13 protein-coding genes and 1 tRNA gene are annotated in these 14,174 nt (G+C 61.0%); all 14 read left to right on the top strand.

All coding sequences use genetic code 11. The features are described 5' to 3' along the window. The first annotated feature begins 49 nt into the window (after positions 1–49). The 14 genes from rpsO to nuoH all read left to right on the top strand — a co-directional run bounded on the left by rpsO (position 50) and on the right by nuoH (position 14,160). The gene (rpsO, locus tag F759_RS0119025) at positions 50–322 is read left to right on the top strand and encodes a 30S ribosomal protein S15 (RefSeq protein ID WP_006048211.1); all 273 of its coding nucleotides are present in this window, start codon (positions 50–52) and stop codon (positions 320–322) included. A 369-nt stretch (positions 323–691) separates the two neighbouring features. Next, positions 692–2,839 carry a polyribonucleotide nucleotidyltransferase gene (pnp, locus tag F759_RS0119020; protein ID WP_209440498.1) on the top strand — a complete coding sequence of 716 codons (2,148 nt, stop codon included), beginning with the start codon at positions 692–694 and terminating at the stop codon, positions 2,837–2,839. A 238-nt stretch (positions 2,840–3,077) separates the two neighbouring features. Beyond that, a complete protein-coding gene (locus F759_RS0119015; protein WP_027801281.1) occupies positions 3,078–4,094 on the top strand; it encodes an NAD(P)H-quinone oxidoreductase in 1,017 nt (338 codons plus the stop codon). A gap of 185 nt (positions 4,095–4,279) precedes the next feature. After that, the gene (gene tpiA, locus F759_RS0119010; protein WP_027801280.1) at positions 4,280–5,059 is read left to right on the top strand and encodes a triose-phosphate isomerase; all 780 of its coding nucleotides are present in this window, start codon (positions 4,280–4,282) and stop codon (positions 5,057–5,059) included. Between the two features lie 78 nt (positions 5,060–5,137). Beyond that, entirely contained in the window at positions 5,138–5,515 is a 378-nt protein-coding gene (secG, locus tag F759_RS0119005) for a preprotein translocase subunit SecG (RefSeq protein ID WP_027801279.1), read from the top strand. Between the two features lie 112 nt (positions 5,516–5,627). Further along, positions 5,628–5,712: transfer RNA gene (locus F759_RS0119000), tRNA-Leu, on the top strand. Between the two features lie 160 nt (positions 5,713–5,872). After that, positions 5,873–6,232 carry an NADH-quinone oxidoreductase subunit A gene (locus tag F759_RS0118995; protein ID WP_013339872.1) on the top strand — a complete coding sequence of 120 codons (360 nt, stop codon included), beginning with the start codon at positions 5,873–5,875 and terminating at the stop codon, positions 6,230–6,232. Between the two features lie 63 nt (positions 6,233–6,295). Next, positions 6,296–6,775 carry a NuoB/complex I 20 kDa subunit family protein gene (locus tag F759_RS0118990; RefSeq protein ID WP_006052903.1) on the top strand — a complete coding sequence of 160 codons (480 nt, stop codon included), beginning with the start codon at positions 6,296–6,298 and terminating at the stop codon, positions 6,773–6,775. Positions 6,776–6,795: 20 nt separating this feature from the next. Next, on the top strand, positions 6,796–7,398 hold the full coding sequence (locus F759_RS0118985; RefSeq protein WP_027801278.1) for an NADH-quinone oxidoreductase subunit C: 603 nt from the start codon (positions 6,796–6,798) through the stop codon (positions 7,396–7,398). Positions 7,399–7,407: 9 nt separating this feature from the next. Continuing rightward, positions 7,408–8,661, top strand: a complete 1,254-nt coding sequence (locus F759_RS0118980) for an NADH-quinone oxidoreductase subunit D (RefSeq protein WP_027801277.1) — start codon at positions 7,408–7,410, stop codon at positions 8,659–8,661. Positions 8,662–8,791: 130 nt separating this feature from the next. Further along, the gene (gene nuoE, locus F759_RS0118975) at positions 8,792–9,277 is read left to right on the top strand and encodes an NADH-quinone oxidoreductase subunit NuoE (protein WP_006052900.1); all 486 of its coding nucleotides are present in this window, start codon (positions 8,792–8,794) and stop codon (positions 9,275–9,277) included. Beyond that, positions 9,274–10,602 (top strand): NADH-quinone oxidoreductase subunit NuoF, encoded by a 1,329-nt coding sequence (gene nuoF / locus F759_RS0118970; protein WP_013587777.1) that lies wholly within the window; start codon positions 9,274–9,276, stop codon positions 10,600–10,602. The genes nuoE and nuoF overlap by 4 nt, the downstream gene beginning before the upstream one ends. Positions 10,603–10,761: 159 nt before the next feature. Then, on the top strand, positions 10,762–13,095 hold the full coding sequence (nuoG, locus tag F759_RS0118965) for an NADH-quinone oxidoreductase subunit NuoG (RefSeq protein ID WP_027801276.1): 2,334 nt from the start codon (positions 10,762–10,764) through the stop codon (positions 13,093–13,095). Further along, complete coding sequence (gene nuoH / locus F759_RS0118960) at positions 13,096–14,160, top strand: NADH-quinone oxidoreductase subunit NuoH (RefSeq protein WP_027801275.1); 1,065 nt, start codon at positions 13,096–13,098, stop codon at positions 14,158–14,160. Positions 14,161–14,174: the final 14 nt, after the last annotated feature.

Raw genomic sequence — 14,174 nt, 5'->3', positions numbered from 1 at the left:
GCACGGCCTTTCTTCCGTGACCGCCTGTCTAGTTCTCAAGGAAATCGACATGTCCGCAGTTGATACAAGCAAGAAGTCCGAAGTCGTTGCGCAATTCGCACGCGCAGCCAACGACACCGGCTCCCCCGAAGTTCAGGTCGCGCTGCTCACGACCCGCATCAACGAACTGACCGTTCACTTCAAGGCACACGCGAAAGATCACCACAGCCGCCGCGGTCTGCTGCGCATGGTGAGCCGCCGTCGTAAGCTGCTCGACTACCTGAAGGGTAAGGACGCGGATCGTTACCGCGCACTGATCGAGAAGCTGGGTCTGCGTAAGTAATCGGCCAGTCGTTCAGCAAGATGCCTGTGTCAGTTCCGCTGATACAGGCATTTTGTTTTTGCGCGGTGCGCTTCGTGTGAGGTGCATTGCCTGTTGTCCGCCGTGGCGTGCCGGTTCATGCGGTGGGGCAGAAAGCAGTAAAGCAGTAGAAAAGCGCAGTAGAAAAAAGCAGTAAAACTAGAAACATGGCCGGGCTTCAGGGCGGAGCTTTGTGTCATTCCAGCGATTCGCGCTTAGTCGACGTTAGCAACGCGGACGACGCCGGGCGTGGCTCTCTGGAATGGCATAACACTACTCTTCCCATGCGGCGCCGGTCCTGGCGTTGCCGCGCCGCTTCCGGTCCGCGCGGCATAACGATGAGGAAAAGCAATGACTATGTTCAGCAAGATCGTCAAAGAATTTAAGTGGGGACAACATAACGTTCGCCTCGAAACCGGCGAAATCGCTCGCCAGGCGAGCGGCGCGGTGATCGTCGACGTCGAAGACACCGTGGTTCTGGCGACCGTGGTCGGCGCCAGGACGGCTAAGCCGGGCCAGGACTTCTTCCCGCTGACCGTCGATTATCTCGAGAAGACCTACGCCGCCGGCAAGATTCCGGGTGGCTTCTTCCGCCGCGAAGGTCGTCCGTCGGAAGGCGAGACGCTGATCTCGCGCCTGATCGACCGCCCGCTGCGTCCGCTCTTCCCGGAAGGTTTCTATAACGAAGTGCAGGTCGTGATCCACGTCCTGTCGCTGAACCCGGAAATCCCCGCTGACATTCCCGCGCTGATCGGCGCGTCGGCGGCGCTCGCCGTGTCCGGTCTGCCGTTCAACGGCCCGGTCGGCGCTGCACGCGTGGCCTACATCAACAACGAATATGTGTTGAACCCGACGCGTCCGCAAATGAAGGAATCGGCGCTCGACCTGATCGTCGCCGGTACGGAACGCGCAGTGCTGATGGTCGAGTCCGAAGCGCAGCAACTGAGCGAAGAAGTGATGCTCGGCGGCGTGGTGTTCGGCCATGAGCAGATGCAAATCGCGATCGACGCGATTCACGATCTGGTCCGCGAAGGCGGCAAGCCGGAATGGGATTGGCAACCGGCTGCGAAGAACGAGCCGCTGATCGCACGCGTGACGGAACTGGCGCAAGCCGAACTGCTCGCTGCTTACCAGATCCGCGACAAGCAGGCGCGTTCGGGCAAGCTGAAGGAAGTCTACGCAGCGGTTTCCGCGAAGCTGGAAGAAGAAGCCGCGGCAAGCGGCACGGTGGCGGCCGACAAGGCAACCGTCGGCAACGTGCTGTTCGACATCGAAGCGAAGATCGTCCGTACGCAGATCCTGAACGGCGAGCCGCGTATCGACGGCCGCGACACGCGCACCGTGCGCCCGATCGAAATCCGTACCGGCGTGCTGCCGCGTACGCACGGTTCGGCGCTGTTCACGCGCGGCGAAACGCAGGCACTGGTGGTGGCGACGCTCGGCACGAAGGGCGACGAGCAGAACATCGACGCGCTCGAAGGCGAGTACCGCGAACGCTTCATGCTTCACTACAACATGCCGCCGTTCGCGACCGGCGAAACGGGCCGCGTCGGTTCGCCGAAGCGCCGTGAAATCGGTCACGGCCGTCTGGCCAAGCGCGCGCTGGCTGCATGCCTGCCGAGCGCCGATGAATTCGGCTACTCGATTCGCGTCGTGTCGGAAATCACGGAATCGAACGGTTCTTCGTCGATGGCTTCGGTGTGCGGCGGCTGCCTCGCGCTGATGGACGCCGGCGTGCCGATGAAGGCGCACGTCGCTGGCATCGCCATGGGCCTGATTCTGGAAGGCAATAAGTTCGCGGTGCTGACGGACATCCTCGGCGACGAAGATCACCTGGGCGACATGGACTTCAAGGTGGCGGGCACCGAGCAAGGCGTTACCGCGTTGCAGATGGACATCAAGATCCAGGGCATCACGAAGGAAATCATGCAGGTCGCCCTCGCGCAAGCGAAGGAAGGCCGTATGCACATCCTCGGCAAGATGACTTCGGCGGTGTCGGGCGCGAACACGCAACTGTCGGAGTTCGCACCGCGCATGATCACCATCAAGATCAATCCGGAGAAGATCCGCGACGTGATCGGCAAGGGCGGTTCGGTGATCCGCGCGCTGACGGAAGAAACCGGCACGACGATCGATATTTCGGACGACGGCGTCGTGACCATCGCGAGCACCAGCAGCGAAGGCATGGCCGAAGCGAAGAAGCGTATCGAGAACATCACGCTGGAAGTCGAAGTGGGCCAGGTGTACGAAGGCACGGTGCTCAAGCTGCTCGATTTCGGCGCGATCGTGAACATTCTGCCTGGCAAGGACGGTCTGCTGCACATCTCCGAAATCGCCAACGAGCGTATCAAGGACATCAACGACTACCTGAAGGACGGCCAGCAAGTGAAGGTCAAGGTTATCCAGACGGACGAAAAGGGTCGCGTGCGTTTGTCAGCCAAGGCGCTGCTGAACGACGGTGCGCCGAGCGCGCCGCAAGGCGAGCCGACGCCGCAGTAAAGCGGTAGCGGCACAACGGCCGGCAGCGCGTACGCGCGCCGGCCGTTTTTCATGATGGGTTCAGGGTGGATTGCGTTGCAGATGGATGCAGACTCTGGCAAGCGGTAATCTGCTTTCATGCAGCGGTTTTATTTGCAGTCCGCGCGACTCGTGCCTGATTGCCGGGATGCAGCGACAATGCAGGTGAACGCGGACGAACGCGGGTACGCAACGCAATCCAATCTTGGAGTTGACGCAGATGAAAGCGATCGAAATCACGGAATTCGGAGCACCGGAAGTCCTTAAGCTTGCGGAGCGGCCTACGCCGCAGCCGAAAGCGGGTGAGGTGCTGATCAAGGTGGCGGCTTCGGGTATCAACCGGCCAGACGTGTTTCAGCGCAAGGGCGCCTATGCGCCGCCTCCGGGCGCGTCCGACCTGCCGGGGCTGGAAGTGGCGGGCGAGATCGTCGGCGGCGACGTCGACGGGAAGAACAATCCGTTCGGCCTGAAAATTGGCGATCGCGTGTGTGCGTTGCTGGCGGGCGGCGGCTACGCCGAGTACGCGACGGCGCCACTGCTGCAATGCCTGCCGGTGCCCAACGGTCTGTCGGATGTCGAAGCGGCCTCGCTGCCGGAGACCTTTTTTACGGTCTGGAGCAATGTGTTCGATCGCGCGCAACTCGGCAAGGGCGAGGGCGGGCAGAACGAAACGTTGCTGGTGCAGGGCGGCTCGAGCGGTATTGGCGTCACGGCAATCCAGATTGCGCACGCACTGGGTTTCCGCGTGTTCGCAACCGCCGGCTCGGACGAGAAGTGTCGCGCGTGCGAAGCGTTGGGCGCCGAGCGCGCGATTAACTACAAGACGGAAGATTTCGTCGAAGTCATCAAGTCGCTCACTAACGACCGTGGCGTCGATGTGGTTCTGGACATGGTGGCGGGCAGTTACGTGTCGCGCGAACTGACGGCGCTCGCCGACGGCGGGCGCATCGTGCTGATCGCGCTGTTGGGCGGCGCGAAAGCGGAATTGAATCTGAACGAGGTGCTGCGCCGCCGTTTGACAGTGACCGGTTCGACGCTGCGACCGCGGCCGGTAGAGTTCAAGGCGAAGATTGCCGCTCAGTTGAAGGAGCAAGTGTGGCCGCATCTCGAAGGCGGTCGGATCAAGCCGGTGGTGCATCGCGTGTTTCCTGCCGCGCAAGCCGCGGACGCGCATGCGCTGATGGAAAGCAGCACGCACGTCGGCAAAATCGTGCTGAACTGGGGTCAGGACGCTTGATGCAGGCTCCTGAGCGGGGTTCGGTGTGCGTATGGTTGTTTGACCCGATCTCCCCCACGCAGTAAAATTGCGCGTTTTGCGCACGCTGCATGAATCCGAAAGGCGGACTGTAAGCGCAAATAAAGCCCGCCACCAAAGCAGGAAAGCAAGCAGGACAAGCAGACGACAAGGGGCAAGACGAGACGATGTCGACACAACGAGCCAAACTGGTAGTGGGTAACTGGAAGATGCACGGGTGTCTCGCCGACAACACGGGGCTGCTGCAAGCCGTGGCGAAAGGCGCAGGCGAACTGCCGGCCGAGGTGCGCGTGGGTGTATGTGTGCCGAGCCCGTATCTCGCGCAAGCGCAGTCGTTGCTGGATGGCAGCCGGGTAGTATGGGGCGCGCAGGACGTCTCGGCTTTCACGCACGGCGCCTATACCGGTGAAGTGGCGGCACAAATGGCGGCGGATTTTGGTGCCACGTTTGCCATCGTCGGCCATTCGGAGCGGCGCGCCTATCATCGCGAAAGCGCCGAGTTGGTCGCGGTCAAGACGCAGCGTGCGCTTGAGGCGGGATTGACGCCAATCGTATGCGTCGGCGAAACGCTCGAGGAGCGCGAAGCCGGGTCCACCCAGGAGGTGGTCGGCGCGCAGCTGGACGAAGTGCTGGCGAGATTGTCGGCTGAAGAAGCGGCGCGTATTGTTGTTGCGTACGAGCCTGTCTGGGCGATCGGCACCGGCAGGAGTGCAAGCTCGCAGCAGGCGCAGGCGGTGCATGCGTTCTTGCGTTCCCGTCTCACGGCTAAGGGCGCCGGCGTCGCGGATGTACCGCTGTTGTACGGCGGCAGCGTCAAGCCGGACAACGCGGAAGAGTTGTTCCGCCAGCAGGATATCGACGGCGGCCTGATCGGCGGCGCGTCGTTGAAGGACCAGGACTTTCTGGCGATCTGCAAGGCGGCGGCTGCAACCGCAGTCGCAAGTTAAGCAGCGCCTCGTCGAGGATGACCCATCCCGAGCCTCGCAGACCGCGGGTCTCGGCTAAATAAGACTCAGGTGAGTGTAATGCTGTATTTGAAAACATTGATTATCGTCGTTCAGCTGTTGTCGGCGCTCGGGGTCATCGGCCTCGTCTTGCTGCAGCACGGCAAAGGCGCCGATATGGGCGCAGCTTTTGGCAGCGGAGCATCGGGCAGCCTGTTCGGCGCCACCGGCTCGGCAAACTTTTTGTCGCGCACAACCGCAGTGCTCGCTGCGGTGTTTTTTGTAACCACGCTGACACTCACATATCTCGGCGCGTATCGCGCAAAGCCTTCTGCGGGCGTGCTCGGTGCGGCCGTTACGGCACCCGTTGCAGCTTCGGCCGCTTCCTCGCCGGCAGGCGCTTCGGCCGCGCTGGCCGCCTCGGCTGCGTCCGCGCCGGCGACCGACGTACCGAAATAAATTTTCGTAGAAAGTGCTTTTGTGCGTTGAACAAACTGTTTAGAGCAGTTACAATCTATGTCTTGAAGCGATTCGCGGGTTTTATAAGTTGTTTTCCCGGATTGCATATAGTGCCGACGTGGTGAAATTGGTAGACACGCTATCTTGAGGGGGTAGTGGCGAAAGCTGTGCGAGTTCGAGTCTCGCCGTCGGCACCAAATGTTATCTAATGCCAGCCGCTTGCTTCGCTTCGGCTGGCATTTTCACTTCTGGCGCGCGGATTGCGCTGAATCCGTGGCATGTACGTCTCAGAAGTGATTTCGCGTCAGGGGTGCTATGCTCCTGACGGCACTCAGAACCAACCGATTGAGGATAGTCTTGAACCTCGCAGCCTATTTCCCCGTCTTGTTGTTCCTCGTTGTGGGCACCGGTTTAGGCGTAGCACTGGTCAGTATCGGCAAGATCCTCGGTCCCAACAAGCCCGACACCGAGAAGAACGCACCGTACGAGTGCGGCTTCGAAGCATTCGAAGATGCGCGCATGAAGTTCGACGTGCGCTATTACCTCGTCGCCATTCTCTTCATCATTTTCGATCTTGAAACCGCGTTCCTGTTCCCGTGGGGCGTCGCCCTGCGCGACATCGGCTGGCCTGGCTTCATGGCGATGATGATTTTCCTGCTCGAATTCCTGCTGGGCTTCGCCTATATCTGGAAGAAGGGCGGCCTCGACTGGGAATGATGGTTTAATCGCCGGTTTGCGTGGGTGGCCAAGGCTTGCCGCCCCGTCTGGAGTGGAAAGCAAATGAGTATCGAAGGGGTCTTGAAGGAAGGGTTTGTCACCACCACGGCTGACAAACTGATCAACTGGACGCGTACCGGCTCCTTGTGGCCGATGACGTTCGGTCTTGCATGCTGCGCGGTCGAGATGATGCATGCGGGCGCTGCCCGGTATGACCTTGACCGTTTTGGCGTCGTGTTTCGTCCGAGTCCGCGTCAGTCGGATGTGATGATCGTCGCTGGCACGCTGTGCAACAAAATGGCGCCGGCTCTGCGCAAGGTGTACGACCAGATGGCCGAGCCGCGCTGGGTGATTTCGATGGGTTCGTGCGCGAACGGCGGCGGCTATTACCACTACTCGTATTCGGTGGTGCGTGGTTGCGATCGCATCGTGCCGGTCGACGTCTATGTGCCGGGCTGCCCGCCGACAGCGGAAGCGCTGGTTTACGGCGTGATCCAGTTGCAGGCCAAGATTCGCCGCACCAACACAATCGCCCGTCAATAAGGCAACGCCTCTCCCACAATATGGCAAGCAAACTCGAGACCCTGAAAGCGAACCTCGAGGCGGCCTTTGGCGGCCTCCTGCTGAGCACTACCGAGGCAATCGGTGAGTTGACGATCGTCGTGAAAGCAAGCGACTACCTCAACGTGGCAACGCGTCTGCGCGACGACCGCTCGCTCGGTTTCGAACAGATGATGGACCTGTGCGGCGTCGATTATCAAACTTATGCTGACGGCGCTTATGACGGTCCGCGTTTCGCGGCTGTTCTACACTTGCTGTCGGTCCAGAACAACTGGCGTCTGCGGCTTCGTGTTTTTGCCCCTGACGACGAGTTGCCGATCCTGCCGTCCGTCGTCGACGTGTGGAACTCAGCCAACTGGTACGAGCGCGAAGCGTTCGACCTGTACGGCATTGTCTTCGAAGGCCATCCGGACCTGCGCCGCATTCTGACCGACTACGGTTTCATTGGTCATCCGTTCCGTAAGGATTTCCCTGTCTCCGGCTACGTCGAAATGCGTTACGACCCGGAAGAGAAGCGCGTCGTCTATCAGCCTGTGACGATCGAGCCGCGGGAAATCACGCCGCGCGTGATCCGCGAAGATCGCTATGGCGGTCTGAAACACTAAGAGAACGCCATGGCAGAGATCAAGAACTACACGCTCAACTTCGGACCTCAACACCCGGCCGCGCACGGTGTGCTGCGTCTCGTGCTGGAGCTCGACGGCGAAGTCATCCAGCGCGCCGATCCGCACATCGGCCTGTTGCATCGCGCGACTGAAAAGCTCGCTGAAACCAAAACGTTTATCCAGTCCGTGCCGTACATGGACCGTCTCGACTACGTGTCGATGATGGTCAACGAGCACGGCTACGTGATGGCAATCGAAAAGCTGCTCGGCATCGACGTGCCGGTTCGCGCGCAATACATCCGCGTAATGTTCGACGAAGTCACGCGTGTGCTGAACCACCTGATGTGGATCGGCGCGCACGCGCTCGACGTTGGCGCAATGGCGGTGTTTCTATACGCGTTCCGCGAGCGCGAAGACCTGATGGACGTGTACGAAGCCGTGTCAGGCGCACGGATGCATGCGGCGTACTATCGTCCGGGCGGCGTCTATCGCGATCTGCCTGACGCAATGCCGCAGTACAAGGCGTCGAAGATTCGCAATGCGAAGGCATTGTCGAGGATGAACGAGAACCGTCAGGGTTCGTTGCTCGACTTCATCGACGATTTCTTCACGCGTTTTCCGAAGTGCGTCGACGAATACGAAACGCTGCTCACCGACAACCGGATCTGGAAACAGCGTCTGGTCGGCATTGGCGTGGTCAGCCCCGAGCGCGCTCTGCAAATGGGTATGTCCGGCGCAATGCTGCGCGGCTCGGGCATCGAATGGGATTTGCGCAAGAAGCAGCCGTATGAAGTCTACGAGAAGCTCGATTTCGACATTCCGGTCGGCGTGAACGGCGACTGCTACGACCGCTATCTGGTTCGCGTGGAAGAAATGCGCCAGTCCACGCGAATCGTGAAACAGTGCATTGAGTGGCTGCGCAAGAATCCAGGCCCTGTGATGATCGACAATCACAAGGTTGCTCCGCCGTCGCGCGTGGGCATGAAGTCGAACATGGAAGAACTGATTCACCACTTCAAGCTGTTTACGGAAGGCTTCCATGTGCCGGAAGGCGAGGCTTATGCCGCCGTCGAGCATCCGAAGGGCGAGTTCGGCATCTACCTGATTTCAGACGGCGCGAACAAGCCGTACCGCCTCAAGATTCGTGCGCCGGGCTATGCGCATCTGTCCGCGCTCGACGAAATGGCGCGCGGTCACATGATCGCTGACGCGGTGACGATCATCGGCACGCAGGACATCGTGTTCGGCGAGGTAGATCGCTAGGACGTAATCATTCGCGCGCGTCTCGGGTCGTACCGCGGCGCGCGTCAAGCAAAGGAACGCCGGGTCTGTCGCAGCACGAAGTGAGCGACAGGTTTTCGTTCGGTAGGAATTGAAAGAGTCGTGTCTGAAAATGATCTCAGCTGAAGGCCTGAAAGAAATCGATCGTGCGATCGCGAAGTACCCTGCCGATCAGAAACAGTCCGCCGTGATGTCGGCGTTGGCCACTGCTCAGGAAGAGCATGGCTGGCTGTCGCCCGAACTCATGCAGTTCGTCGCGGACTATCTCGGCATGCCGGCAGTCGCCGTGCAGGAGGTGGCAACCTTCTACACGATGTACGAGACGTCGCCGGTCGGCAAGCACAAGATCACGCTCTGCACGAACCTGCCGTGTCAACTCGGCCCGGACGGCGGCTCCGACAGCGCCGCTGAATATCTGAAGCAGAAGCTCGGCATCGACTTCGGCGAAACCACGGCCGACGGCAAATTCACCTTGAAAGAAGGCGAATGCATGGGTTCGTGCGGCGACGCGCCGGTGATGCTGGTGAACAACCATCGCATGTGCAGCTTCATGAGCCGCGAGAAGATCGACCAGCTGCTCGAGGAACTTTCGAAATGACGTCTTTACACGATCGTCACATCAAACCGCTGATTCTCGCTGGGCTGAACGGCGACAACTGGCATCTCGAAGACTATGTGGCGCGCGGCGGTTACGCCCAGCTGCGCCGCATTCTGGAAGAAAAAATTCCGCCCGAGCAGGTGATTGCCGACGTCAAGGCGTCGGGTCTGCGCGGCCGTGGCGGCGCCGGCTTCCCGACCGGTTTGAAGTGGAGCTTCATGCCGCGTCAGTTCCCGGGGCAGAAGTACCTCGTCTGCAATTCGGACGAAGGCGAGCCGGGGACGTTCAAAGACCGCGACATCCTGCGTTTCAATCCGCACTCGCTGATCGAAGGCATGGCCATCGGCGCGTACGCGATGGGCATCACGGTCGGCTACAACTACATCCACGGCGAAATCTGGGAAGTTTACAAACGCTTCGAAGAAGCGTTGGACGAAGCTCGCCGCGCCGGCTTCCTCGGCGAGAACATCATGGGTTCGGGCTTCTCGTTCGAACTGCATGCGCACCACGGTTACGGCGCCTACATCTGTGGCGAAGAAACCGCGCTGCTCGAATCGCTGGAAGGCAAGAAGGGTCAGCCGCGCTTCAAGCCGCCGTTCCCGGCGAGCTTTGGCGTGTACGGCAAGCCGACCACGATCAACAACACCGAGACGTTTGCGGCGGTGCCGTTCCTGCTTGCAATCGGTCCGCAGAACTACCTCGAAATCGGCAAGCCGAACAACGGCGGCACGAAGATTTTCTCGATTTCGGGTGACGTCGAACGTCCGGGCAACTACGAGGTTCCACTCGGCACGCCGTTCGCCACGCTAATGGAACTCGCCGGCGGTATGCGCGGCGGCCGGAAGATCAAGGCTGTGATTCCTGGCGGCTCGTCGGCGCCGGTTATCCCGGGCGATATCATGATGCAGACCGACCTCGACTACGACTCGATCGCAAAGGCCGGCTCGATGCTCGGCTCCGGCGCGGTCATCGTCATGGACGAGACGCGCTGCATGGTGCGTTCGCTGCTGCGTTTGTCGTACTTCTATTACGAAGAATCGTGTGGTCAATGCACGCCTTGCCGTGAGGGCACGGGCTGGCTGTACCGCGTCGTGCATCGTATCGAGCACGGCCTTGGCCGTCCGGAAGATCTCGATCTGCTGAACTCCGTTGCGGAAAACATCATGGGCCGCACGATTTGCGCGCTCGGCGATGCAGCGGCCATGCCGGTTCGCGGCATGCTCAAGCACTACTGGGACGAGTTCGAATATCACGTCGCTCACAAGCATTGTCTTGTTGGCGGTCATGCGGGCGCCGCGGCGGCTGCAGAAACCGTGGCTGCCTGAGCAAGCGGTCAGCTACCCGGTAGACGACCGGATAAGCGCTCCGACAGGCACGCTGAACAGGTACGTACCAGAACACGTCAACCGCGAGATTCATTGCCAAAACGGGCGATGAACGGGGCGAACGATTGAGCGGTAACAGGTTAAGGAAGATTGACCATCATGGTTGAACTTGAAATAGACGGCAAGAAAGTCGAGGTGCCTGAAGGCAGCATGGTGATCCAGGCTGCGCATAAGGTCGACACGTACATTCCTCACTTCTGCTATCACAAGAAGCTGTCGATTGCGGCCAACTGCCGGATGTGTCTCGTCGATGTCGAGAAAATGCCGAAGGCCGTGCCCGCATGTGCGACGCCGGTGTCGGCCGGCATGATCGTGCGCACCAAGTCGGACAAGGCGGTGAAGGGCCAGCAAGCCGTGATGGAATTCCTGCTGATCAACCACCCGCTGGATTGCCCGATCTGCGATCAGGGTGGCGAGTGTCAGTTGCAGGATTTGGCCGTAGGCTACGGCAAGTCGTCGTCGCGTTATAGCGAAGAAAAGCGTGTCGTGTTCCACAAGAATGTCGGCCCGCTGATCTCGATGGAAGAGATGTCGCGTTGCATTCACTGCACGCGGTGTGTGCGCTTCGGCCAGGAAGTAGCCGGCGTGATGGAACTCGGCATGCTGGGCCGCGGCGAGCATGCGGAAATCACGTCGTTCGTCGGCAAGACGGTCGACTCCGAACTGTCGGGCAACATGATCGACCTGTGCCCGGTCGGCGCGCTGACCAGCAAGCCGTTCCGCTACAGCGCACGGACATGGGAACTGTCGCGTCGCAAGTCCGTGAGCCCGCACGATTCCGTCGGCGCCAATCTCGTCGTGCAAGTGAAGAACAACCGCGTGATGCGCGTGCTGCCGTTCGAAAACGAAGCCATTAACGAGTGCTGGATTTCGGACAAGGACCGCTTCTCGTACGAGGGCCTGAATAGCCCCGAGCGTTTGACGCAGCCTATGCTCAAGCAAGGCGGCAAGTGGGTCGAAACCGACTGGCAGACTGCGCTGGAATACGTGGTCAAGGGCCTGAAGGGTATCAAGGGCGACCACGGCGCGAACGCGCTGGCCGCGCTCGGCAGCGCTCACAGCACCGTGGAAGAACTCTTCCTGCTCAAGCAACTCGCGCAAGCGGTGGGTACGCCTAACGTCGACTTCCGTCTGCGTCAGTCGGATTTCTCGGCTCCGGCCAACGGGGCGCCGTGGCTCGGCACCGCAATCGCCGATCTGTCGAATATCGATTCGGCACTGGTGATCGGTTCTGACCTGCGACGCGATCATCCGCTGTTCGCCGCACGCCTGCGTCAGGCCGCAAAGGGCGGCGCGAAGCTCACGCTGATCCAGGCCACCGGCGACGACGCGCTGATTCCGCAATCGCAGCGCGTGGCCGCGGCTCCCTCGGCATGGCTCGACGCATTGGCGGGCATCGCATCGGCGGTCTCGCAAGCGAACGGGGCTGCGCTGCCGGAAGCTTTCTCGAACGCACAAGCTACGGACGCCGACAAGGAAGTCGCGAAGTCGCTCGCCACCGGCGAACGCCGCCTCGTGTTGCTCGGCAACGGCGCGGTGCGTCATCCGGACTTCGCGGTCATTCATGCGGCGGCGCAATGGATCGCGGATGCGACCGGCGCAACGCTCGGGTTCCTGACGGAAGCGGCCAACACGGTCGGCGCGCATCTTGTGAACGCATTGCCGGGCGAGGGCGGCCTGAACGCTCGCGAGGCGTTCGAGCAACCGCGCAAGGGCTATCTGCTGCTGAACGTCGAACCGGAGTTCGACACCGCCAATCCGGCGCAGGCTTTGGCCGCGCTGAAGCAGGCGGAAATGGTTGTTGCGATGTCGCCGTTCCAGATCGGCGCGGAATACGCGGACGTGCTGCTGCCGATCGCGCCGTTCACGGAAACGGCCGGCACGTTCGTCAACGCCGAAGGTACCGTGCAGTCGTTCAACGGCGTGGTGCGTCCGCTCGGCGACACGCGTCCTGCATGGAAGGTGTTGCGCGTGCTGGGCAGCCTGCTGGGCGCGCCGGGCTTCGAATACGACACGGCGGAAGACGTTCGCCAAGCCGCTCTTGGCGACGGCGAACTGCAATCGCGTCTGTCGAACAAGACAGGCGTGGTGGTTGCTTGCGGCAAGACGGCGAAGGCGGCGGAAGGCAAGTTCGAGCGTATCGCCGACGTGCCGATCTATCACGCCGATGCGCTCGTCCGTCGCGCGGAGTCGCTGCATCTGACCGCGGCGGCGCGTGCGGCCAACAATGTCGGCCTGCCGGCTGCGCTGTTCGACAAACTGGGTTTGAAAGAAGGCGACGCAGTTCGCGTGCGCCAAGGCGAGCAATCGGTGCAGTTGCCGGCCGTGCGCGACGCGAATCTTGCGGAGACGGTCGTCCGCGTATCGGCGGCTACGCCTGCCGGTGCAGCGCTGGGCAGCCTGTTCGGTGAACTGGTGGTGGAGAAGGCGTAAATGAGCTTGTTCGATACGATCAACTCGGGCGGCACACAGCTTCTCGGTGTGGCATGGCCCACGGTGTGGGCGCTCGTGCGCATCCTGGTGGTGGCCGTCGCGATCCTGCTGTGCGTGGCTTACCTGATTCTGTGGGAGCGTAAGCTGATCGGCTGGATGCACGTGCGTCTCGGCCCCAACCGCGTCGGTCCCGCAGGTCTGTTGCAGCCAATCGCCGACGTGCTGAAGCTGTTGCTGAAGGAAGTGATTCAGCCGGCGCAGGCCAGCCGCTGGATTTACCTGATTGCGCCGATCATGGTGGTGGTGCCCGCCTTCGCGGTCTGGGCGGTCATTCCGTTCCAGGCGGGCGCGGTGCTCGGCGACATCAATGCGGGCCTGCTGTATGCGATCGCGATTTCGTCGATCGGCGTGTACGGCGTGATTCTGGCCGGCTGGGCGTCGAACTCGAAGTACGCGTTCCTCGGCGCGATGCGCGCAGCGGCCCAGATGGTCTCGTACGAAATTTCGATGGGCTTCGCGCTGGTCGTCGTGCTCATGACGGCCGGCACGCTGAACCTGTCGGGCATCGTCAATTCGCAGGAACACGGCTTCTTCGCATCGCACGGCTTGAACTTCCTGTCGTGGAACTGGCTGCCGCTCTTGCCGATGTTCGTCGTTTACTTCATCTCGGGCATCGCCGAAACGAACCGCCACCCGTTCGACGTGGTGGAAGGGGAGTCGGAAATCGTCGCGGGTCACATGATCGATTACTCGGGTATGGCGTTCGCGCTGTTCTTCCTCGCCGAGTACATCAACATGATCGTGATCTCGGCGTTGGCCTCGACGCTGTTCCTCGGGGGCTGGAGCGCTCCGTTCGGGTTTCTGTCGTTTATCCCCGGCATCTTCTGGCTCGTCCTCAAGGTTTTCTTACTGCTGTCGGTGTTCATCTGGGCGCGCGCCACGTTCCCGCGCTACCGTTATGACCAGATCATGCGTCTCGGCTGGAAGATTTTCATTCCGGTCTGCGTGGTGTGGCTGGTGGTGGTCGGCTTCTGGATCATGTCGCCGTTGAATATCTGGAAATAAAGGGCGGATGAACT

Source organism: Paraburkholderia dilworthii, assembly GCF_000472525.1.
Classification (GTDB): domain Bacteria; phylum Pseudomonadota; class Gammaproteobacteria; order Burkholderiales; family Burkholderiaceae; genus Paraburkholderia; species Paraburkholderia dilworthii.
The sequence above is the reverse complement of the archived record's forward strand: the minus strand, read 5'-3'. Positions and strand labels throughout refer to the sequence as shown.

Coding starts and splice junctions, on each gene's coding strand:
- nuoG (WP_027801276.1), top strand. CDS start 10,762: ATGGTTGAACTTGAAATAGACGGCAAGAAAGTCGAGGTGCCTGAAGGC.
- F759_RS0118985 (WP_027801278.1), top strand. CDS start 6,796: ATGGCAAGCAAACTCGAGACCCTGAAAGCGAACCTCGAGGCGGCCTTT.
- nuoE (WP_006052900.1), top strand. CDS start 8,792: ATGATCTCAGCTGAAGGCCTGAAAGAAATCGATCGTGCGATCGCGAAG.
- nuoF (WP_013587777.1), top strand. CDS start 9,274: ATGACGTCTTTACACGATCGTCACATCAAACCGCTGATTCTCGCTGGG.
- F759_RS0118980 (WP_027801277.1), top strand. CDS start 7,408: ATGGCAGAGATCAAGAACTACACGCTCAACTTCGGACCTCAACACCCG.
- nuoH (WP_027801275.1), top strand. CDS start 13,096: ATGAGCTTGTTCGATACGATCAACTCGGGCGGCACACAGCTTCTCGGT.
- tpiA (WP_027801280.1), top strand. CDS start 4,280: ATGTCGACACAACGAGCCAAACTGGTAGTGGGTAACTGGAAGATGCAC.
- pnp (WP_209440498.1), top strand. CDS start 692: ATGACTATGTTCAGCAAGATCGTCAAAGAATTTAAGTGGGGACAACAT.
- F759_RS0119015 (WP_027801281.1), top strand. CDS start 3,078: ATGAAAGCGATCGAAATCACGGAATTCGGAGCACCGGAAGTCCTTAAG.
- secG (WP_027801279.1), top strand. CDS start 5,138: ATGCTGTATTTGAAAACATTGATTATCGTCGTTCAGCTGTTGTCGGCG.
- F759_RS0118990 (WP_006052903.1), top strand. CDS start 6,296: ATGAGTATCGAAGGGGTCTTGAAGGAAGGGTTTGTCACCACCACGGCT.
- rpsO (WP_006048211.1), top strand. CDS start 50: ATGTCCGCAGTTGATACAAGCAAGAAGTCCGAAGTCGTTGCGCAATTC.